Here is a 21,388-nt window from a genome sequence, read left to right as displayed (position 1 = left end):
TTCCGCCATGCCACCGGCCAGGAAACGCCCCCGCTCCTACGACCCCGCCAGGACCCGTGCCGCCGTCCTGGCCCAGTTCGGGCACGTACGCACGGCGGTCCGCGCCCTCACCCCGGAGCAGCTCGCCGCGCCGACCCGGCTCGGTGACTGGACCGTCCGGGAGCTGGTCGCCCACATCGGCACCGCGCTGCTGGCCGTGGACCGGCTGCTGGACGAGCCGGAGCCCGCCCGGCAGGACGCGCGGCTCCTCGACTGGCCCCCGGCCGTCGCCGCCGACGCCGGCGCCATCGCGGACACCGCGCACCGGCTCGCGGCCGGCCACCCCGACCTCGACGCCTACCTCGCGGACGCCGAGCGGCGCTTCACCGCCCGCCTCGACACCCACCCCGGCGGCAGGCTGCTCCCGACCGGCGCGGGCGCCCTGCCCCTCGCCGACTACGTCGTCACGCGCACCGTGGAGCTCGTCGTCCACACCGACGACCTGAACGCCGCGGTCCCCGGCCTGGACGTCCCGTACGACCGGCAGGCGCAGGCCGCCTGCGTGCGGCTGCTGGCCGACGCGCTCGCCGCGAAGGCGCCCGGCGGCTCGACGGAGGTGCGCGTCCCGCCGTTCGCGGTGGTCCAGTGCGTCGAGGGCCCCCGGCACACCCGGGGCACCCCGCCGAACGTCGTCGAGACCGACCCGCTCACCTGGATCCGGCTGGCCGGCGGCCGTCTCTCCTGGCCGGACGCCGTGGCCTCCGCCGCGGTCAGCGCCGGCGGCGAGCGCGCGGACCTCGGGCCGTACCTGCCGCTGCTCGGCTGAGCAGCGCGCACACAGCGGGGGGAACCACCCGCCCCGCCCCTCCGTCGGAACGGCATGGACCGACACAAGCACACCGCGCGCAGGACCCTGACGGCCGTCGCCGTGCTCGTCGTCCCGCTCGCCGCGGCCTGCGGCGGCGAGAAGGCGGGCGCCGGCAGCGGCGTCGCCGAGGCGGAGCGGCCGGTCACCGGCGTCCGCTGGACCGTCGACAGCGTCACCGTCGACGGCGCCACCCACCGTGTCCCCGACGGAGCCCACCTCACCCTCGGCGAGGACGGCCGGGCCACCGGCAGCTACGGCTGCAACCTCTTCGAGGCCCGCGTCCGCACCGACGGCGACCGCGTCCGCATCACCGGCCCGGAGACCACCCTGCGGGCCTGCGACGAGCAGTCCATGCGGAGCGAGAGCGCCGTCTCCCGCGTCCTGGCCGCCGGAGAGCTCGAGGCCGACGTCGCGGACGGCCGCCTGACGCTGACCACCGCGTCCGGAGACACCGTGCGCCTCAGCGAGACCGAGGACAGCCCGCTGCACGGCACCCGCTGGAGCGTCACCGCCCCCGACGGCGCCGGCCGCGCCCACCTCACCTTCGACGAGAAGCGCGGCGCGGTCTCCGGGAACCTGGGCTGCAACCAGGTGAACGCCGACGCCACCGTGCGCGACGGCCATATCACCCTCGGCGTCCCGTCCCTGACCCGAATGATGTGCGAAGACTCACTCATGGATGCCGAGAAGGCTTTGACGAAGCTCTTCAACGGCACCGCAGCCTACGCCGTCGACGGCGACACCCTCACTCTGACCAGCGAAAACGGCACCGAGGTGCGGGCCGTCGCGGCCCGCTGACCCACCCGCGGGCCCGCATCCCGCATTCGGACCAGTGGTCGGTCTCGCCTACACTCGGTGGCGTGCCACGTGGTGACGGACGACTCAACCACGACCTGCTCCCCGGAGAGAAGGGCCCCCAGGACGCCTGCGGCGTCTTCGGTGTCTGGGCTCCGGGTGAAGAGGTCGCCAAGCTCACGTACTTCGGGCTCTACGCCCTCCAGCATCGGGGCCAGGAATCCGCGGGTATCGCGGTCAGCAACGGCTCCCAGATCCTCGTCTTCAAGGACATGGGCCTGGTGTCCCAGGTCTTCGACGAGACCTCCCTCGGCTCCCTCCAGGGTCACATCGCGGTCGGTCACGCCCGCTACTCGACCACCGGTGCCTCCGTGTGGGAGAACGCCCAGCCGACGTTCCGCGCCACCGCGCACGGATCCATCGCGCTCGGGCACAACGGCAACCTGGTGAACACGGCGCAGCTCGCCGACATGGTCGCCGAGCTCCCCAAGGAGAACGGCCGCGCCCCCAAGGTGGCCGCGACCAACGACACCGACCTGATCACCGCCCTGCTGGCCGGCCAGCGCGCCGCCGACGGCGAGCCGGTGACCGTGGAGCAGGCCGCGCACGTGGTCCTGCCCAAGGTCCGGGGCGCCTTCAGCCTCGTCTTCATGGACGAGAACACCCTCTACGCGGCCCGCGACCCGCAGGGCATCCGCCCGCTGGTCCTCGGCCGGCTGGAGCGCGGCTGGGTGGTCGCCTCCGAGTCCGCCGCCCTCGACATCTGCGGCGCGAGCTATGTGCGCGAGATCGAGCCGGGCGAGTTCGTCGCCATCGACGAGAACGGACTGCGAACGTCCCGATTCGCGGAAGCGAAGCCCAAGGGCTGTGTCTTCGAGTACGTGTACCTGGCCCGCCCCGACACCGACATCGCCGGCCGGAACGTCTACCTCTCGCGCGTCGAGATGGGCCGCCGTCTCGCCGCCGAGGCCCCGGCCGAGGCCGACCTGGTGATAGCGACGCCGGAGTCCGGCACCCCCGCCGCCATCGGCTACGCGGAGGCCTCCGGCATCCCCTTCGGCGCCGGCCTGGTCAAGAACGCGTACGTCGGCCGCACGTTCATCCAGCCCTCGCAGACCATCCGGCAGCTGGGCATCCGCCTGAAGCTGAACCCGCTCAAGGAAGTCATCAAGGGCAAGCGCCTGGTCGTGGTCGACGACTCGATCGTGCGCGGCAACACCCAGCGGGCCCTGGTCCGCATGCTCCGTGAGGCGGGCGCCGCCGAGGTCCACATCCGGATCTCCTCGCCGCCCGTGAAGTGGCCCTGTTTCTTCGGCATCGACTTCGCCACCCGCGCCGAGCTGATCGCCAACGGCATGACCATCGAGGAGATCGGCACCTCCCTGGGCGCCGACTCCCTGGCGTACATCTCCCTCGACGGCATGATCGAGGCGACCACCATCGCCAAGCCCGACCTGTGCCGCGCCTGCTTCGACGGCGAGTACCCGATGGAGCTGCCGGACCCCGAGCTCCTCGGCAAGCAGCTGTTGGAGACCGAGCTGGCCGCCGGCACCGCCGCCCCGGCCGCGGTCGACGCGATCCGCCGCCCGTAAGCCCTGACGGACGACACGAAAGCTCTCACAGCCATGTCCCAGAACACTGGTGCCAGTTACGCAGCGGCGGGCGTCGACATCGAAGCGGGCGACCGCGCGGTCGAGCTGATGAAGGAGTGGGTGAAGAAGACCCGGCGCCCCGAGGTCCTCGGCGGCCTCGGCGGATTCGCCGGCCTCTTCGACGCCTCCGCCCTGAAGAACTACGAGCGCCCGCTGCTCGCCTCCGCCACGGACGGCGTCGGCACCAAGGTCGACATCGCGCGCCGGATGGGCGTGTACGACTCCATCGGCCACGACCTGGTCGCGATGGTCATGGACGACATCGTGGTGTGCGGTGCCGAGCCGCTGTTCATGACCGACTACATCTGCGTCGGCAAGGTCCACCCCGAGCGCGTCGCCGCCCTCGTGAAGGGCATCGCGGAGGGCTGCGTGCTGGCCGGATGCGCCCTGGTGGGCGGCGAGACGGCCGAGCACCCGGGCCTGCTGGGCCCGGACGACTTCGACGTCGCCGGCGCCGGTACGGGCGTGGTGGAGGCCGACCGGCTGCTCGGCGCGGACCGCATCCGTCCGGGCGACGCGGTGATCGCCATGGCGTCCTCCGGGCTGCACTCCAACGGCTACTCGCTCGTCCGGCACGTGCTGCTGGAGCGGGCCGGTCTCGCCCTCGACGCCCGGATCGACGAGCTGGGCCGCACCCTCGGTGAGGAACTGCTGGAGCCCACCAAGATCTACTCGCTGGACTGCCTGGCGCTGATCCGCACCACCGAGGTGCACGCGTTCAGCCACGTCACCGGCGGCGGACTGGCGGCCAACCTGGCCCGGGTGATCCCCGACGGGCTGCACGCCACGGTGGACCGCTCCACCTGGACGCCCGCTCCGGTGTTCGACCTGGTCGGGCGGACCGGTTCGGTCGAGCGGCTGGAGCTGGAGAAGACGCTGAACATGGGCGTCGGCATGATCGCGATCGTGCCGCAGGAATCCGTCGACGTGGCGCTCACCACGCTGGCCGACCGCGGCGTGGACGCCTGGGTGGCCGGCGAGATCACCGCGCGCGGTGACCACACCACGGGTGCGGCTCTTGTCGGTGACTACGCGAACTGAGCACCGGGTCGCTGCCCGCACGGTGAACGTGCGGGCAGCGCACCGACCGACGGGGCCGGTCCGGGCAGCACTGAACCCGGCGGGTGACCGGGGTCACCGACCGGGTTCATGCATCACGCAAGGTCAGGCACCGCGACGCTGTTGCGAGGACGGGCCGTCCTCGTCCTCCTCGTCGTCCTCGTAGAGGTCGGCGTACCGTGCGTACAGGTCGTCGTCTTGCTCATCGTCCTCGAAACGATCACCGTTCGGTGATTGATTCGATGTCGATGCGCCCAGCTCCTCGGCCAGGCGTGAGAGGTCAGTCCCACCGCTGTTGTACTTCAGCTGGCGGGCGACCTTCGTCTGCTTGGCCTTGGCCCGGCCGCGCCCCATGGCTCGACCCCCTCAACGACGGGGCTCGACGGCCCCAGAGTCTTGACACGCGTTCATGGTCCAGAACGGGCTCTCCATGGAGAGACCGGTCCGTAGGGCTTCCACGGTACCTGAGCCCGCGCCCATACGGTACGTCGCCCGTATGACGTGCCCGCGCCCGGGACCGTCGAGGCGCCCCGTCCTCGCTGGTCAACCGCGATTTTAACCACATATCGACGGTCGACCCGCCGGGAGAAGTGAGAGTTCTCTCCAAGTGCCCCCCGGCGGGTACCGCTCATGTGTGCGAAAGCGCCTCGGCGGGGGCGCTCCGCACGGGCCTCACCGCCGCGAACGCGCCTCCGCCATCCGCTGCTCGGCGATCCGGTCGGCCGCGGCGGCCGGCGGAATACCGTCCTCCTTCGCGCGTGCGAATATGGCGAGCGTGGTGTCGAAGATCTTCGACGCCTTCGCCTTGCACCGGTCGAAGTCGAAGCCGTGCAGCTCGTCCGCGACCTGGATCACGCCGCCGGCGTTCACCACGTAGTCCGGCGCGTAGAGGATCCCGCGGTCGGCGAGGTCCTTCTCCACGCCCGGGTGGGCGAGCTGGTTGTTGGCCGCGCCGCAGACCACCTTGGCGGTCAGCACCGGCACGGTGTCGTCGTTCAGGGCGCCGCCGAGCGCGCACGGGGCGTAGACGTCCAGGCCCTCGGTGCGGATCAGCGCCTCGGTGTCGGCCACCGCCGACACGCCCTCGGGGTGCCGGTCGAGGATCCGGCGGACGGCGTCCTCGCGCACGTCGGTGATCACGACCTCGGCGCCCTCGGCCCGCAGGTGCTCCACCAGGTGGTGCCCGACCTTGCCCACGCCCGCGATGCCGACCTTGCGGTCCCGCAGCGACGGGTCGCCCCACAGGTGCTGGGCGGCGGCCCGCATGCCCTGGTAGACGCCGTAGGAGGTGAGCACCGAGGAGTCGCCCGCGCCGCCGTTCTCGGGGGAGCGGCCGGTGGTCCAGCGGCACTCCCGGGCGACGACGTCCATGTCGGCGACGTAGGTGCCGACGTCGCAGGCGGTGACGTAGCGGCCGCCGAGGGAGGCGACGAACCGGCCGTAGGCCAGCAGCAGTTCCTCGCTCTTGATCCGCTCCGGATCGCCGATGATCACGGCCTTGCCGCCGCCGTGGTCGAGACCGGCCATGGCGTTCTTGTACGACATGCCGCGCGCCAGGTTCAGCGCGTCGGCGACGGCCTCCTCCTCGGAGGCGTACGGGTAGAAGCGCGTGCCGCCCAGGGCGGGGCCCAGGGCGGTGGAGTGGAGGGCGATGACGGCCTTGAGGCCGCTGGCACGGTCCTGGCAGAGCACGACTTGTTCGTGGCCGCCCTGCTCCGAACGGAACAGGGTGTGCAGGACGCCGTCAGATACGTCGGTCACTGTGGTGACTCCTGAGTAAGTAGCGGCGGGTGGGACGGGCTCCCGTACGGGTGGCGGGGGCTGTGGCACGAGAGTAGATCCTCGCGCGCCCGATGGCGTCACTGTGTCCCGGATCACCTCCGTCCGGAGTACCGCGTGCGGCGGTCTGCCGGATCCGCCACCCGTCCGGGCGGGGGCCGGACAGGTTTTCGCAGCGGCCCGCGGGGGAGGGAGCAGAGCGTGACCAAGGTGTCCTCGGTGATCGTCCCCTACGCCTCCTACCTGCGCGTGTACGAACCGCTGGCCGCCTTCCCCGAGCCGGAGCGCGGCCACTGGGAGCGGTACGCCCGCCGGCCCGCCCTCCCCTCCTACCAGGACGAGCTGCGCCGGTCGCTGGCCGACCTGGCGCCCGTCCCGCCGGTGCCCGTCCCGGTGCACGAGAGCGAGGACGCGTTCGTGCTGGAGACGGACGGCGAGGTCCGCGTCTGCCCGTGGCGCACCCGGCTGCGCGGCTGGCAGGCCCTGGAGGAGCTCGCGGAGGAGTATCCGCCGCCGGTCCTGGACGCCCTGCTGCCCCCGGTCGTGCGGCACCAGACGAGCCGGGACTACGAGCGGTGGCTGGCCGAGCACCCCGACGCGCGGCCGTGGATCCGCACCTCCACCTGGCAGGTACCGATCAACTGGTTCGTGCTCTTCGCCGACGAGGAGCGCGAGTACGCCGAGGCCTCCGCCGGGGAGGACCCGGTCCTTCGCTATCGCACGCCCATGGCCCAGGCCCGGCGCCGGGTGGCGCGGGGACTGCGGGCACTGCGGGCAGCCGTGGACGAGAGCCTGCTGATCGACGGCCTGGTGGACGTCGGCCGCTGGCTGGAGGAGTTCCACCCGCGCTCGCTGGTCGAGCTGGACTACGGGGGCCTCGTGCACGCCCTGCCGGCCTGTGCCCTGGAGGGCGACCATTCGGCGGCCGACGTCGGGGAGGGGATCGCGGCGCTGCGGCGGGGCGACGAAGGGGGCGCGGCAGAGGCCTACGGACGTCTCGTCGAGCGCTGGCGAGCGGTGCGTGACCTGCGCTCGGCGAACTGACGTTTGACCAAACGCTCTTCTTGGGGTTTTGTCTTCGCCCTGAGGTGGTTGAAGCCGCGTCAGTCCCGAGGCGACATCGGACGTAGCGGCCGTTCCGGGCGTAAGTCCCAAGCGTGTCAAGCGTGACGGACCGCACGTACAAGGCCCTTGCGCCCCTTGCCCCTCCTCATGCCAAAATAGGACAAGGAGTCCGGGGAGGACTCCTCCGTCCTGCTGTGCTCCACTATGGGCGGAATCTCAGCATTGCACGCTTTGGGGGGTCCGGTGACTCCTGCGCGCTGCTGTGACTGATCGTCACAGGGGCGTGACTGTCCGCTATGGCATGGTCCATCGGCTTCCGCGGCTGATGAACACCTGGGAGGGCAATTCCATCGGTTTGGCCGACGTGGCTGGACAGATGGTGTAGTTGTAGTGCCGAGGACAAGCCGTTCGTCCTATAACCGACTCGACTCGCGTCCGCCATTTCGGGCAACGCGGGTCAAGGTGCAGAATTTAGAGGAAAGAACCGAGAAGGTTCGGTTCTCCCGAGGAGGCCGCTCATGACCGCTCGCACCCCTGATGCCGAGCCGCTGCTGACCCCCGCTGAGGTTGCCACCATGTTCCGCGTCGACCCGAAGACGGTCACGCGCTGGGCGAAGGCCGGCAAGCTCACGTCGATCCGCACGCTCGGCGGGCACCGCCGCTACCGCGAGGCCGAGGTCCGCGCACTGCTCGCGGGCATCCCGCAGCAGCGCAGCGAGGCCTGAACCTGCATGAACCGGGCAGAACCGGCCGGTCCCCCACCGGCCGCGATGCCCGCGACTTTTAGCTCCAAGCGACGCGGGGACTGCCCCAACAGCCCTCTCGCCCAACGGAATCAGAGCTTCACAGCCAACTGAACACCGGGTGCGTCGTCGATCGCACTGGACTCCGCCGGGTCCAGTGCGATCTTTTTTGTGCGCCGGTGGTGGGTGTACCCGCAGGTCCCGGCGGCCTCAACGGCCTTCTGTGCGCGCGGGTTTGCCGGAGTCCGAGGAGGTCTGAGGACGTCTGTGGGCTCGGATCCGAGGGGGGCGGTGCGGAGTCTCGTGGAGAGTGCAATTGCACATATTAAATTGACCTGTTGTAGGCGGGGTGTAAGTTCCACCATGGTGAAAACTCATGCAGTGACACCCGTCACATACCAGTCGGGTTGTTGAGCCCGCGGCATATGCGCTAAAGGGAACGCGGATCGACGGCGGCTTGTTCCTGCGGACCCTCGGCGGGGTCGGACGGCTCGGCGGTCCCGGCGCCGTCGAAGGGCGCGGAGTCCGTCGCCAGGCGCTGCAGACGACGGCAGACCGGGCAGTGCCGCGTGAGATGCCGGTACGGCGACGCGGCCGCGAGGTGCGCGCGGAGCAGGGCCCGCGTCTCATGCCCGGCCGATGCCGCCATACGCCGCCTCCAGGTCCCCGCGGGCACGTGCCCTGTTCCTGGAGTACCGAGGGACTGGCAGGCCGTCAAGACGGCGCAGGAGCCCGCGAGGCGGGCTGTTGGACCCCCTCCGGGCCCCGGGCCTGCTGCGGAGTCCTCCGGGCCGCCCTGAGGCGCCGGACGGCTCGCCTCATGCGGAAGGCCCGCCATCCCTTGCGGGGGGCGGGCCTTCCGGTATGCGGTCCTGACGGGATTTGAACCCGCGGCCTCCACCTTGACAGGGTGGCGAGCACTCCAAACTGCTCCACAGGACCAGGATCGCGGCGCTTTTCCTGCGTTGCGCTGCGAGAAGGACTGTACAGGAGCAGGAGCCCCCTGGTCGAACTCACCCTGTGTGCGGGCCCCGTCACGGCACCGCGGCGTCGATCGCCTTCACGATCCGCTTGTCCGACACCGGGTACGCCGTGCCCAGGGCGTGGGCGAAGTAGCTGACCCGCAGCTCCTCGATCATCCAGCGGATGTCCCGCACCTGCTGCGGCACCGGCCGCCCCTGCGGCATCTGCTCCAGCAGCCAGGCGTACTCGTCCCGCATCTCGTGGACCTTCGCCATGCGCGTGGTGTCCCGCTGCGCGTTCGTCGGCATCTGCTGGAGCCGGCGGTCCGCGGCCACCAGGTACCGCATCAGGTCGGGCAGCCGGCGCAGCCCCGCCTCCGTCACGAAGCCCGGCTTCACCAACCCGTCGAGCTGCGTGCGCACGTCCTGGAGGTTCGGCAGCAGCGCGGGGCTGCGGACGCCCTTCAGGCGGCGCTCACAGGCCTGCCAGGCGGCCAGCACCTGCTGGACCTGGCCGACCGCGCGGACCGTCGTGTCGACGATCTCCGCGCGCACCTTGTCGAACAGCTTCCGGTACGACTCCTCGTCCCACACCGGGCCGCCGAAGTCCGCGATCAGCTTGTCCGCCGCGGCCGTGGCGCAGTCGTCGAACAGCGCCTGCACCGAGCCGTGCGGATTGGCGGACAGGGCGAGCTTCTGAGGGTTGGTCAGCTTTTCGGAAGCGAACTTCGCGGGGTTGACCGGGATGCCCAGCAGGATCAGCCGCCGGGTGCCCTTCCACATGGCCTCCGCCTGCTCGGCCTCCGAGTCGAACAGCCGCACCGACACCGAGTCGCCGTCGTCCACCAGCGCCGGGTACGCCTTCACCGGCTGGCCGGCCCGACGGGTCTCGAACACCCGGGTGAGCGAACCGATCGTCCAGTCCGTCAGTCCCTCGCGCTCCAGCGACTCCCCGCCCCGGCGCTGCGCCGTGGCGGCGGCCGCCTGCGACAGCGCCTTGCGCGCCTTGGGCCGCAGCCGGAGCTTGAGCGCCTCCAGGTCCTTGTCCTCGGCGAGGGTGCGGCGCCGCTCGTCGACGATCCGGAACGTCACCTTCAAGTGGTCCGGGACGCGGGACCAGTCGAAGTCGTCCGCCTCGAACGGCACGCCGACCATCCGCTTCAGCTCGCGGGCCATCGTGACGGTCAGCGGCTCCTGCAGCGGCACCGCGCGCTCCAGGAACGCCTTCGCGTAGTTCGGCGCGGGGACGTAGTTGCGCCGGATCGGCTTGGGCAGGGAGCGGATCAGCTCCGTGACGACCTCTTCCCGCAGACCCGGGATCTGCCAGTCGAAGCCCTCGTCCGTGACCTGGTTCAGCACCTGGAGCGGGATGTGCACGGTCACGCCGTCGGCGTCCGCCCCGGGCTCGAACTGGTACGTCACACGGAACTTCAGCGGGCCCTGGCGCCAGGTGTCGGGGTAGTCGGCCTTGGTGACCGCGTCCGCCGACTCGCGGATCAGCATCTCCCGCTCGAAGTCGAGGAAGTCGGGCTGCTCGCGCCGCTTGTGCTTCCACCACGAGTCGAAGTGCGCCCCCGACACCACGTGGTCGGGGAGCCGCTGGTCGTAGAAGTCGAAGAGCGTCTCGTCGTCGACCAGGATGTCCCGGCGCCGCGCCCGGTGCTCCAGCTCCTCGACCTCGGTCAGCAGCTTGCGGTTGTCCGCGTAGAACTTGTGGTGCGTGCGCCAGTCGCCCTCGACCAGGGCGTGACGGATGAACAGCTCGCGGGACAGCTCGGGGTCGATGCGCCCGTAGTTCACCTTCCGCTGCGCCACGATCGGCACGCCGTACAGCGTGACCTTCTCGTACGCCATCACGGCCGCCTGGTCCTTCTCCCAGTGCGGCTCGCTGTAGGTGCGCTTGACCAGGTGCTCCGCGAGTGGCTCCACCCACTCCGGCTCGATCTTCGCGTTGACCCGCGCCCACAGCCGGGACGTCTCCACCAGCTCCGCCGACATCACGAACCGCGGCGGCTTCTTGAACAGCGCGGAGCCCGGGAAGATGGCGAACTTGGCGTTGCGCGCGCCGAGGTACTCGTTGCGTCCGCCGTCGCGCCGGCCGCCCTGCCCGGAGTCCTTGGACTCCTTCACGTCCTTCATGCCGATGTGCGAGAGCAGCCCGGACAGCAGCGAGACGTGGATGCGGTCGGCCGGGGCGTCCTGGTCGTCGAGGTGCATGCCCATCTGCTTGGCGACGGTCCGCAGCTGGGCGTAGATGTCCTGCCACTCGCGGATCCGCAGGAAGTTCAGGTACTCCTGCTTGCACATCCGCCGGAACGACGACGAGCCGCGCTCCTTCTGCTGCTCGCGGATGTACCGCCACAGGTTGAGGAAGGCGAGGAAGTCGCTGGTCTCGTCGCGGAACCGGGCGTGCTGCTGGTCGGCCTGCGTCTGCTTGTCGGAGGGCCGCTCGCGCGGGTCCTGGATCGACAGGGCGGCCGCGATGACCATGACCTCGCGGACGCAGCCGTTGCGCTCGGCCTCCAGCACCATGCGCGCCAGCCGCGGGTCCACCGGCAACTGGGCCAGCTTCCGGCCGGTCTGCGTGAGGCGCTTGCGCGGGTCCTTCTGCGTGGGGTCCAGTGCACCGAGCTCCTGGAGCAGCTGGACGCCGTCGCGGATGTTGCGGTGGTCCGGCGGGTCGATGAAGGGGAACTTCTCGATCTCGCCCAGGCCGGCGGCCGTCATCTGGAGGATGACCGAGGCGAGGTTGGTCCGCAGGATCTCCGCGTCGGTGAACTCCGGACGGGACAGGAAGTCGTCCTCGCTGTACAGCCGGATGCAGATGCCGTCCGAGGTACGGCCGCAGCGGCCCTTGCGCTGGTTGGCGCTGGCCTGCGAGACCGGCTCGATCGGCAGCCGCTGCACCTTGGTGCGGTGGCTGTAGCGCGAGATGCGGGCGAAGCCCGGGTCGATGACGTACTTGATGCCGGGGACGGTGAGGGAGGTCTCGGCCACGTTGGTCGCCAGCACGATCCGGCGTCCGCCGTGCGGCTGGAACACCCGGTGCTGCTCGGCGTGCGACAGCCGGGCGTACAGCGGCAGCACCTCGGTGGAGCGGTACCGCTTCTTGGTCAGCGCGTCCGCGGTGTCCCGGATCTCCCGCTCACCGGAGAGGAACACCAGGATGTCGCCGGGCCCCTCCGCCATCAGCTCCTCGACGGCGTCGGTGATCGCGGTGATCTGGTCCCGGTCGGCGTCGTCGGAGTCCTCCTCCAGCAGCGGCCGGTACCGCACCTCCACCGGATACGTGCGCCCGCTGACCTCGATGATCGGAGCGTCGTCGAAGTGCCGGGAGAAGCGCTCGGGGTCGATGGTCGCCGAGGTGATGACGACCTTGAGGTCGGGACGCTTCGGCAGCAGCTGCGCGAGGTAGCCGAGCAGGAAGTCGATGTTCAGCGACCGCTCGTGCGCCTCGTCGATGATGATCGTGTCGTAGGCGCGCAGTTCGCGGTCGGTCTGGATCTCCGCGAGGAGGATGCCGTCCGTCATCAGCTTGATGAACGTGGCGTCCGGGTTCACCTGGTCGGTGAAGCGGACCTTCCAGCCGACGGCCTCGCCGAGCGGGGTGTCCAGCTCCTCGGCGACACGCTCGGCCACCGTGCGGGCCGCGATCCGCCGGGGCTGGGTGTGCCCGATCATGCCGCGGACGCCCCGGCCCAGCTCCATGCAGATCTTCGGGATCTGCGTGGTCTTGCCGGAACCCGTCTCACCGGCCACGATCACCACCTGGTGATCACGGATGGCCTCGGCGATGGCGTCCTTCTTCTGGCTGACGGGCAGCTGCTCGGGATACCTGACCTCCGGCACCCTGGCCCGGCGCGCCGCCATCCGCTCCTCGGCCGCGGCGACCTCCGTCTCGATCTCACCGAGCACGGCGGCACGGGCCTCCGGCTTACGGATCTTGCGAGCGCCCTCCAGCCGCCGCCCGAGCCGGTGCGCATCGCGCAGCGACAGTTCGGAGAGGCGGGAGGCGAGGGAGCCGAGGGCGGGGGCAGAGTGCGTAGACATACGGACTCCAGGATCTCAGACCGCGGAAAAACGCGGCGAGCCATTTTGCCGGGGCACACAACAAGGCCCCGATCGGAGATCGGGGCCTTGGCTGTGGCTGGGGCCGGGGTCGAACCGGCGACCTTCCGCTTTTCAGGCGGACGCTCGTACCAACTGAGCTACCCAGCCGCGGTGTTTCACGTGAAACACCAGCGGTCCTGACGGGATTTGAACCCGCGGCCTCCACCTTGACAGGGTGGCGAGCACTCCAAACTGCTCCACAGGACCAAGCTTGTGTCGTACGACAGTGTCGCACAGGGTGGTGCGTGCCCCCAACGGGATTCGAACCCGTGCTACCGCCTTGAAAGGGCGGCGTCCTAGGCCGCTAGACGATGAGGGCTATCGGCCCGCCTGGGCGCTTCTCAGCGCGTCGGGGACGTGAGAAGCATATGGGATGGCGGGACGGTTCGCCAAAACGGTTCAGGAGCGGGGTCGCGACGGCGTGGCGGAGGGGGGCGGGGGAGCGCTCTCCGACGGGCTCCCCGACGAGCTGCCGGAGGGGGAGCCGGAGGCGCTTGCCGAGGGGGACGGGGAGGTGTCCGCGCCCGGCTGGTTCTCCTCGGGCAGGTGCCGGCTGACCTCCGCCGTGGTCAGGCCGAGGCCGCCCAGCTCGATGGAGTCCCAGGCCTGGAGACGCCTGGTGTCCCGGTCGAAGTAGAGGATCGACGTCTCGATGGGGTCCGGGTACTCCCCCTCGATCGCACGCAGACCGCTGCCGCCGGTGGAGCCCTCGACGCGCAGCCGGGTGCCGTACCGCATCACCTCGGTGTCCTCGCGGTGCAGGTGACCGGAGAGGACCAGCGGCACGGTGCCGTCGACCTCGCGGGCCGCCGAGGGCTCGTGGACGACCGCCACGTCCACGGGGGTGCCGGCCCTCCTCTGGTCCCGCATCGCGGAGGCGAGACGGGCGCCCGCCAGCTCCTGGGACTGCTCGGCCCCGGTCCTCTGGGTGCGGTCGGGGGTGAACTGCGGATCGCCGATGCCCGCGAACCGCAGGCCCGCGACGGTCCTGGCCCGCCCGTCGTCGAGGACGTGCACGTTCCCCATCCGTTCGAGGTAGCGCTGGGTGACGAGGGAGTCGTGGTTGCCGCGGACCCACACGTACGGGGCGCCCAGGTCCTCGATCGGGTCCAGGAAGCCGTTCTCGGCGGCCGTGCCGTGGTCCATCGTGTCGCCGGAGTCCACGATCACGTCCACCCGGTACTGCTCCACCAGCGAGGCGATGATCTTCCAGCTCGCGGGGTTGAGGTGGATGTCGGAGACGTGCAGGACGCGGATGGTGGTCGGGTCCGGCTGGTAGACGGGGAGCGTGGAGGTGGCGTCGTAGAGCTTGGTCACGTTGGTGACCAGACGGGCCAACTCCCGCTGGTAGACGTCGAACTCGGTCACGATGCTGCGCGCGTCGCCGACCAGCGAGGGAGCGGAGGACAGCAGGCCGGAGAACTTCGGCTCCAGCACCGAGTCCGGGTTCCAGGTCGCGTACGCCGTGCCGCCGGACGCGGCCAGCAGGCCGAGGGCGAGCCCCCCGGCGGCCAGGGCGCGGCGCGGGCGGCGGTAGACGAGGAGACCGAGCGTGGCGGCGCCGGTGACGACGGCGACGCAGGAGCGCACGGCGAGGTCCGCGGTGCCGCGGGCGATGTCCTCGGTGACCTCCTCCTGGAGCCCCGAGAGGCGTTCCGGGTGGTCGACGAGGGCCCGGGAGCGCTCGGGGTCGAGCTGGTCGACGTTGACGTCCAGGCGCACCGGGGCGATGTGGCTGTCGAGCTGCAGCGCGCCCAGGGGGGAGACGTTGATCTTCGTCCCGCCGGAGAAGGACGGCCGCAGGGTCATGGTGGTGTTCATGGGGCCGACCGGCACGCGGACGTTGCCGACGACGAGCAGGCCGAGCCACGCACCGAGCAGGACCACCGCGACCAGCCCGAGGGCACGCGCCCAGGGGCGCGGCCGCGGGCCGAGGGCGACGGCCGGCGCGGCCGGGGACGGCCCGGCGGAGCGGTGGCGGCGGGTCAGGGCCTGCGGGAGCCGTGGAAAGCGGTGGAACAGGTTCATGACGGCAGTCGGGACGCGGGCCATTGATCCCCTATGCCCGTACGGGCGGCCGGATATGCGGGCGCCGCCCGCTCTCGTACGGACCGATCGTCCCCGACAATGGGCTCGTGCTGGAGATGACGCGCGAGGAGTTCGAGGAGCTGGTCGCCGAGGCGCTGGACCGGATCCCCCCGGAGCTGACGCGGCTCATGGACAACGTCGCGGTGTTCGTGGAGGACGAGCCGCCGGCGGACGACCCGGAGCTGCTCGGGCTGTACGAGGGGACGCCGCTGACCGAGCGGGGGGAGTGGTACGCCGGGGTGCTGCCCGACCGGATCACCGTCTACCGGGGGCCGACCCTGCGGATGTGCGAGTCCCGGGAGGACGTGGTCACGGAGACCGAGATCACAGTGGTGCACGAGATCGCACACCACTTCGGGATCGACGACGCCCGGCTGCACGCGCTCGGCTACGGATAGGCCGTCCGCGTGTCCTCCCGCGGGTGACGGGAGTTGGGGTTGTCGACCCTGCACTCCGACCGGAGGTGGCCCCGTGCGCCGCTTGTACGTACCCGCCCGCCTGGCCGCCACGGTCGTGGCGGTCGCCGCTGCCGCCGGATGCGTGAGCGTGGGCGACGACGACACCGGAGGAAAGGCCGGGCCGTCCCGCTCCGCGGACCGGCCGGGCGGCGAGGCCCCGGACGGCGCGGTCGCCGAGCCGGGCGGCGGGACCGGTCACGGAGCCGCCGGGGGCGACGGCGGACGCGGTGGGGACGGCGGCCGGGGCAGGAGCGGCAAGGACGAGAAGGAGGACCGCGCCGAGCAGCGCCCCTCCCCGTCCGGCGACCGGCCGTCCGCCGACGCGAGCCGCCCCGCGCAGGACGACGGGGGCGGTTCCGGCGAATCCGCGCGCCCGAGCCCCGACGACCGCCCCGGCCCGCCGGAGCCCAGCCGGACCCCGGACCAGCAGCCCTCGGACCCGCCGCCCGACCCGGAGCCCACGTCCGAGCCGACCCTGGCCGAGCCGTCCTCGTCCGCCCACCAGCCGCCCGACACCCAGCTCGCGCAGCGGGAGCCCGCACCGAGAGCGAGGGCGTCGGCCTAGCCGTCACCGGGCCCCGCTGCCCGACGGCACCCCTCCCACCTGCCGATTTGCACCTGAAGGGTCGGGGTGCGTATGGTGGCAGATCGTCTGATCCTATTTGCCCGGCGCCACAACAGAGCGCGCCGTGTGGCGCGTACTCTCTCCCTTGCCGTGGTGGACCGCATTGAGGCGGTCGTAATTGCGAACTGCGAATCACGGAGTTGACGGGCGCGTGCCGAAGAGACTCCGGAAGGTTTCGCATTCGTATGCCCATCGCCAGTACTGATCACGTCGTCGTGCCCGAGAACACCGAGGACACCGACACCACCGCCGCCACCGAGGCGGCGGCCCCCGAGACCACCTTCGCCGACCTCGGCCTCCCCGAGGGCGTCGTGCGCAAGCTCGCGCAGAACGGCGTGACCAGCCCCTTCCCGATCCAGGCCGCGACCATCCCGGACGCCCTGGCCGGCAAGGACATCCTCGGCCGCGGCCGCACCGGCTCCGGCAAGACCCTCTCCTTCGGTCTGCCGACCCTGGCGCAGCTCGCCGGCGGCCGCACCGAGAAGCACAAGCCGCGCGCCGTCATCCTGACGCCGACCCGCGAGCTGGCCATGCAGGTGGCCGACGCCCTCCAGCCCTACGGCGACGTCCTCGGCCTGAAGATGAAGGTCGTCTGCGGCGGCACCTCCATGGGCAACCAGATCTACGCCCTCGAGCGCGGCGTCGACGTCCTCGTCGCCACCCCGGGCCGGCTGCGCGACATCATCAACCGCGGCGCCTGCTCCCTGGAGAACGTGGAGATCGCGGTCCTCGACGAGGCCGACCAGATGTCCGACCTCGGCTTCATGCCCGAGGTGACGGAGCTGCTGGACCAGGTCCCCGCGGGCGGCCAGCGCATGCTGTTCTCCGCCACCATGGAGAACGAGATCAAGACCCTCGTCGACCGCTACCTCGACTCCCCGGTGTCGCACGAGGTGGACGCGGCACAGGGCGCGGTGACGACCATGTCGCACCACATCCTCGTCGTGAAGCCCAAGGACAAGGCGCCGGTCACCGCGGCCATCGCCTCCCGCAAGGGCCGCACGATCATCTTCGTCCGCACCCAGCTCGGCGCCGACCGCGTCGCCGAGCAGCTGCGCGACGCCGGCGTGAAGGCCGAGGCGCTGCACGGCGGCATGACCCAGGGCGCCCGCACCCGCACCCTGGCCGACTTCAAGGACGGCTACGTCAACGTCCTGGTCGCCACCGACGTCGCCGCCCGCGGCATTCACGTGGACGGCATCGACCTGGTGCTGAACGTCGACCCGGCCGGTGACCACAAGGACTACCTGCACCGCGCCGGCCGCACGGCGCGCGCCGGCCGCACCGGCACGGTCGTCTCCCTGTCGCTGCCGCACCAGCGGCGCCAGATCTTCCGGCTGATGGAGGACGCGGGCGTCGACGCCACGCGCCACATCATCCAGGGCGGCGCCGCCTTCGACCCCGAGGTCGCCGAGATCACCGGCGCCCGGTCGATGACCGAGGTGCAGGCCGAGTCCGCCGGCAACGCCGCCCAGCAGGCCGAGCGTGAGGTCGCCCAGCTCACCAAGGAGCTGGAGCGGGCCCAGCGCCGCGCCACCGAGCTGCGCGAGGAGGCCGACCGCCTGCTGGCCCGCGCCGCGCGCGAGCGGGGCGAGGACCCCCAGGCCGCCGTGACCGCCGAGACGGCCGCCGCGGTCGCCGAGGCCGAGGTGACGCTGCCGGAGCAGCCGACCGCGCGGGACGTCGAGCGCACCGAGCGCGCGGAGGCCCCGGCGCCGTACGAGCGGCGTGAGCGGCGGGACGACCGTGACGACCGCGGCGGCTTCCGCCGTGACGAGCGGGGCGACCGCGGTGACCGCGGCGGTTTCCGCCGGGACGACCGCCGGGACGAGCGGGGTGACCGTGGCGGGCGTTCCTTCGAGCGCCGTGACGACCGCGGTGGCTTCAACCGCGACCGCGACCGGGGCGACCGTGGCGGCTTCCGCCGTGACGACCGCCGGGACGACCGGGGCGGCCGGTCCTTCGACCGCCGTGACGGCGAGCGCGGCGGGTTCCGCCGGGACGACCGTGACGACCGTGGCGGCTTCCGCCGTGACGACCGGGGCGACCGCGGTGACCGGGGCGGCTTCAACCGCGACCGCGGTGACCGCGGCGGTTTCCGCCGGGACGACCGCCGGGACGAGCGGGGTGACCGTGGCGGGCGTTCCTTCGAGCGCCGTGACGACCGCGGTGGCTTCAACCGCGACCGCGACCGGGGCGACCGTGGCGGCTTCCGCCGTGACGACCGTCCCGGCCACCGCGGCAGCGACCGCCCCTTCAACCGCGACCGCCAGGGCGACCGCCCGGGCTTCCGCTCCGGCGGCCACGACCGCCCGTACGGCCGTCGTGACGACCACCGCGGCGGCGGCTCCTTCCAGCGTCGCGAGGACAAGCCGCGCTGGAAGCGCAACGGCTGACACCGCCTCACCGGATTGACCGCCGAGGGCCCGCGCGACACCCGTCGCGCGGGCCCTCGCGCAGGTGTGCCCCCTCCGTCCGCAACGCCGCCTGCCCGATACCCGATCGGCTCCCCGGCCGCGTCCGGCTATGCTCGGGGAGGCAACATCGCCAGGGGCCCTTAGCTCAATTGGCAGAGCAGTGGACTTTTAATCCATTGGTTGTGGGTTCGAGTCCCACAGGGCCTACCTCCCGCGGGAGGGGAAGCCCCCCGGCGCGCGGAACGGCGCTCGTACCGGCCAGGCCGGTACGAGCGCCGTTCGCGTATCCGGGAAGGGGCTGGGTCAGTACGGTGACGGGGGCCGGGCGGCGGTCTCGTCCGGGCGCCGGTAGGGGTCGATGAGCTGTACGCCGATCCCGCTGGTCACCAGGCCCGCCGCGATCAGCAGCCCGTCGGGGACGACGACGCCCGCGACCAGCATGCCCAGCCCGATGACCAGCACCCACCAGGCACTGGTGCGCCGGTACTCGCGCGGACGGGCCGGGCGGCCGGTGGCCAGGGAACGGGCGAAACGGGGGTCCTCGTGCTCGAGTCGGGCCGCGAGGTCGACCAGGCGATCGTCGTCGGACTGGGGCACGGCTCCTCCTTCCCAGGGGGTGGCCGCCCGGTCACACCGCCGACGGCCGTCGCTCCGAGCACCGGGACGTGCGCGAACCGCCGGCTCGCCGCGAACGCGGGCCGTTGTCCTGGAGTGTGCCCGTGCGCCGAGGTCGTCACCCGCCCGGTACGGAGCCTCCAGCGTGGCCCGTACCGCTCCGCCGGGGCCATCCGTCGCGCTCCCCATCCCCCTGGGGGACCGGTATCCACGGAAGCACGGGCACGGGGCCGCCCACGCCGGGAAAATGGGGACTGTCACGGATGGCGCGAGCCCGCTCCGGGACGGAGGCTGGACGGTGACGGCCCGCGCCGCGCCCCCGGCCGCGGGCCGTCGGGGCCTTGAGCATACCGACGGCGAGGAGGCGGAACCGGGTGCCTCTGTTCTGGCGCATCTTCCTGCTCAACGCCGTCGTGCTCATCGTCGCCACCGCCCTGCTCCTGGGACCCGTCACCGTGTCCACGCCCGTGCTGCTCACCGAGGCCGCGGTGCTCACCGTGGGGCTGGCCGCCATGCTCGTCGCCAACGCCCTGCTGCTGCGCGTCGGCCTCGCCCCGCTGCAGCGCCTGACCCGCGCGATGAACACCACCGACCTGCTCCGCCCGGGGAACCGTCCCGCGGTCGGCGGGCGCGGCGAGATCGCCGAGCTGATCACCACGTACAACACGATGCTCGACCGGCTGGAGGACGAGCGGGCCACCAGCAGTGCCCGCGCGCTGTCCGCGCAGGAGGCGGAGCGCCGCCGGGTCGCCCGTGAGCTGCATGACGAGGTCGGCCAGTCGCTGACCGCCGTGCTGCTGCAGCTCAAGCGGGTCGCCGACCACGCGCCGGCCGAGCTCGGCGACGAGCTGCGCCAGGTGCAGGAGACCACCCGTGCCTCCCTGGAGGAGATCCGGCGGATCGCCCGCCGGCTGCGCCCGGGCGTGCTGGACGAGCTGGGCCTGGCCAGTGCCCTCAAGGCGCTCGCCACCGAGTTCGGCGGTCCCGGGCTGACCGTCCAGCACTGCCTCGACCCCGACCTGCCCGAGCTGGACCGCGAGTCGGAGCTGGTGCTCTACCGGGTCGCGCAGGAGGGCCTCACCAACATCGTCCGGCACGCGGGGGCCCGCCGCGCCGAGCTGGCCCTGCGGAGCACCCCCGGCGGGGTCGAGCTGCGGGTCCGCGACGACGGCCGCGGCATCGGCGGCGCGGACGAGGGCGCCGGCATCCGCGGCATGCGGGAGCGGGCGCTGCTCGTGGGCGCCGAGCTGACCGTGGAGCCCCGGGCCGGCGGCGGTACGGAGCTGCGGCTCGCCGTGCCCGTTCCCGCGCGTTTCCCCGCGCACGTCCTCGTCCCCGTACGGCCCGTGCGGACGTCTGCCTCCGTTACCGCTCCCGCCGTCGTGCGCCGGTCCGCGCCCGCGCACGCCCCGCCCCCGTGACCGATGTCCCCCGACCGGAAACGCTGAACCATGACCGACCCGTCCCCCACCCGCATCCTCCTCGCCGACGACCACGCCCTGGTCCGCCGGGGGGTCCGACTCATCCTGGACGGCGAACCGGACCTGACCGTGGTGGCGGAGGCCGCCGACGGTGCCGAAGCCCTCGAACTGGCCCGGGAGCACCGCCCCGACCTGGCCATCCTCGACATCGCCATGCCGCGCCTGACCGGTCTGCAGGCGGCCCGTGAGCTCTCCCGCGCCCTGCCGGAGACCCGGATCCTCGTGCTGACCATGTACGACAACGAGCAGTTCTTCTTCGAGGCGCTGGCCGCCGGCGCCTCGGGCTACGTCCTGAAGTCGGTCGCCGACCGCGATCTCGTCGAGGCCTGCCACGCCACCGTGCGGGGCGAGCCCTTCCTCTACCCGGGGGCGGTCAACGCCCTCATCCACAACTACCTCGACCTCGCGCGGGAGGGCCGGACGCTGCCCGCGAAGGCCATCACCGACCGGGAGGAGCAGATCCTCAAGCTGGTCGCCGAGGGCCACACCTCCCAGCAGATCGCGGACCTGCTGGTGATCAGCCCCAAGACGGTGGAGCGGCACCGCGCCAATCTGCTCGCCAAGCTGGGCCTCAAGGACCGGCTGGAGCTCACCCGCTACGCCATCCGGGTCGGCCTGATCGAGCCCTGACCCGGTCCCGGCGGCCGGGGCACGGTCCGCTCCCCGCCGCACGGGTTGCCAGACTGGACCCG

Annotated in this window: 17 protein-coding genes and 5 tRNA genes; 12 read left to right on the top strand and 10 right to left on the bottom strand. The window is 71.9% G+C overall.

What is annotated here, in order from left to right:
- The first annotated feature begins 7 nt into the window (after positions 1 to 7).
- The 4 genes from ACWH4W_RS05295 to purM all read left to right on the top strand — a co-directional run bounded on the left by ACWH4W_RS05295 (position 8) and on the right by purM (position 4,335).
- Positions 8 to 805 (top strand): sterol carrier family protein, encoded by a 798-nt coding sequence (locus ACWH4W_RS05295; RefSeq protein WP_473074661.1) that lies wholly within the window; start codon positions 8 to 10, stop codon positions 803 to 805.
- Positions 806 to 859: 54 nt separating this feature from the next.
- Positions 860 to 1,645, top strand: coding sequence for an META domain-containing protein (locus tag ACWH4W_RS05290; protein ID WP_473074660.1), 786 nt, complete (start codon positions 860 to 862; stop codon positions 1,643 to 1,645).
- Between the two features lie 62 nt (positions 1,646 to 1,707).
- Positions 1,708 to 3,234, top strand: a complete 1,527-nt coding sequence (gene purF, locus ACWH4W_RS05285; protein WP_473074659.1) for an amidophosphoribosyltransferase — start codon at positions 1,708 to 1,710, stop codon at positions 3,232 to 3,234.
- A gap of 33 nt (positions 3,235 to 3,267) precedes the next feature.
- A complete protein-coding gene (gene purM / locus ACWH4W_RS05280; RefSeq protein ID WP_473074658.1) occupies positions 3,268 to 4,335 on the top strand; it encodes a phosphoribosylformylglycinamidine cyclo-ligase in 1,068 nt (355 codons plus the stop codon).
- Positions 4,336 to 4,458: 123 nt separating this feature from the next.
- Here the strand turns inward: purM and ACWH4W_RS05275 are convergent, their stop codons facing one another.
- Positions 4,459 to 4,707, bottom strand: coding sequence for a DUF3073 domain-containing protein (locus tag ACWH4W_RS05275; RefSeq protein ID WP_106413527.1), 249 nt, complete (start codon positions 4,705 to 4,707; stop codon positions 4,459 to 4,461).
- A gap of 318 nt (positions 4,708 to 5,025) precedes the next feature.
- Entirely contained in the window at positions 5,026 to 6,114 is a 1,089-nt protein-coding gene (locus ACWH4W_RS05270; protein ID WP_473074657.1) for a Leu/Phe/Val dehydrogenase, read from the bottom strand.
- Positions 6,115 to 6,333: 219 nt separating this feature from the next.
- Between ACWH4W_RS05270 and ACWH4W_RS05265 the strand changes: the two genes are divergently transcribed.
- Positions 6,334 to 7,176 (top strand): DUF8083 family protein, encoded by an 843-nt coding sequence (locus tag ACWH4W_RS05265; RefSeq protein ID WP_473074656.1) that lies wholly within the window; start codon positions 6,334 to 6,336, stop codon positions 7,174 to 7,176.
- Positions 7,177 to 7,715: 539 nt separating this feature from the next.
- Complete coding sequence (bldC, locus tag ACWH4W_RS05260; RefSeq protein WP_003949541.1) at positions 7,716 to 7,922, top strand: developmental transcriptional regulator BldC; 207 nt, start codon at positions 7,716 to 7,718, stop codon at positions 7,920 to 7,922.
- A 448-nt stretch (positions 7,923 to 8,370) separates the two neighbouring features.
- Here the strand turns inward: bldC and ACWH4W_RS05255 are convergent, their stop codons facing one another.
- The 7 genes from ACWH4W_RS05255 to ACWH4W_RS05225 form a co-directional block, all read right to left on the bottom strand.
- Positions 8,371 to 8,589 carry a DUF6274 family protein gene (locus ACWH4W_RS05255; RefSeq protein WP_473074655.1) on the bottom strand — a complete coding sequence of 73 codons (219 nt, stop codon included), beginning with the start codon at positions 8,587 to 8,589 and terminating at the stop codon, positions 8,371 to 8,373.
- A 218-nt stretch (positions 8,590 to 8,807) separates the two neighbouring features.
- Positions 8,808 to 8,882, bottom strand: a tRNA-Asp gene (locus ACWH4W_RS05250).
- A 92-nt stretch (positions 8,883 to 8,974) separates the two neighbouring features.
- Complete coding sequence (hrpA, locus tag ACWH4W_RS05245) at positions 8,975 to 12,952, bottom strand: ATP-dependent RNA helicase HrpA (protein WP_473074654.1); 3,978 nt, start codon at positions 12,950 to 12,952, stop codon at positions 8,975 to 8,977.
- A gap of 94 nt (positions 12,953 to 13,046) precedes the next feature.
- Positions 13,047 to 13,120 (bottom strand) — tRNA-Phe (locus ACWH4W_RS05240).
- A gap of 24 nt (positions 13,121 to 13,144) precedes the next feature.
- Positions 13,145 to 13,219, bottom strand: a tRNA-Asp gene (locus ACWH4W_RS05235).
- Between the two features lie 39 nt (positions 13,220 to 13,258).
- A tRNA-Glu gene (locus ACWH4W_RS05230) sits at positions 13,259 to 13,331 on the bottom strand.
- 80 nt (positions 13,332 to 13,411) lie between these two features.
- Positions 13,412 to 15,064, bottom strand: coding sequence for a metallophosphoesterase family protein (locus ACWH4W_RS05225; RefSeq protein ID WP_473074653.1), 1,653 nt, complete (start codon positions 15,062 to 15,064; stop codon positions 13,412 to 13,414).
- An 83-nt stretch (positions 15,065 to 15,147) separates the two neighbouring features.
- Between ACWH4W_RS05225 and ACWH4W_RS05220 the strand changes: the two genes are divergently transcribed.
- The 4 genes from ACWH4W_RS05220 to ACWH4W_RS05205 all read left to right on the top strand — a co-directional run bounded on the left by ACWH4W_RS05220 (position 15,148) and on the right by ACWH4W_RS05205 (position 18,807).
- The gene (locus ACWH4W_RS05220) at positions 15,148 to 15,498 is read left to right on the top strand and encodes a metallopeptidase family protein (RefSeq protein WP_026244081.1); all 351 of its coding nucleotides are present in this window, start codon (positions 15,148 to 15,150) and stop codon (positions 15,496 to 15,498) included.
- A 73-nt stretch (positions 15,499 to 15,571) separates the two neighbouring features.
- Positions 15,572 to 16,123 (top strand): hypothetical protein, encoded by a 552-nt coding sequence (locus ACWH4W_RS05215; protein ID WP_473074652.1) that lies wholly within the window; start codon positions 15,572 to 15,574, stop codon positions 16,121 to 16,123.
- Positions 16,124 to 16,368: 245 nt separating this feature from the next.
- Complete coding sequence (locus tag ACWH4W_RS05210; protein WP_473074651.1) at positions 16,369 to 18,579, top strand: DEAD/DEAH box helicase; 2,211 nt, start codon at positions 16,369 to 16,371, stop codon at positions 18,577 to 18,579.
- Between the two features lie 155 nt (positions 18,580 to 18,734).
- Positions 18,735 to 18,807 (top strand) — tRNA-Lys (locus ACWH4W_RS05205).
- 96 nt (positions 18,808 to 18,903) lie between these two features.
- Here ACWH4W_RS05205 and ACWH4W_RS05200 read toward each other — a convergent pair.
- Positions 18,904 to 19,197 carry a DUF3040 domain-containing protein gene (locus ACWH4W_RS05200; RefSeq protein WP_473074650.1) on the bottom strand — a complete coding sequence of 98 codons (294 nt, stop codon included), beginning with the start codon at positions 19,195 to 19,197 and terminating at the stop codon, positions 18,904 to 18,906.
- A gap of 392 nt (positions 19,198 to 19,589) precedes the next feature.
- Here ACWH4W_RS05200 and ACWH4W_RS05195 point away from each other — a divergent pair, with 392 nt between their 5' ends.
- Together ACWH4W_RS05195 and ACWH4W_RS05190 are read left to right on the top strand one after the other, a co-directional pair.
- A complete protein-coding gene (locus tag ACWH4W_RS05195) occupies positions 19,590 to 20,636 on the top strand; it encodes a HAMP domain-containing sensor histidine kinase (protein WP_473074649.1) in 1,047 nt (348 codons plus the stop codon).
- Between the two features lie 30 nt (positions 20,637 to 20,666).
- A complete protein-coding gene (locus ACWH4W_RS05190) occupies positions 20,667 to 21,326 on the top strand; it encodes a response regulator (protein WP_473074648.1) in 660 nt (219 codons plus the stop codon).
- The last annotated feature ends 62 nt before the right edge of the window (positions 21,327 to 21,388 follow it).

The sequence above is a fragment of the Streptomyces sp. DSM 120436 genome (genome assembly GCF_055778765.1).
The sequence above is the reverse complement of the archived record's forward strand: the minus strand, read 5'-3'. Positions and strand labels throughout refer to the sequence as shown.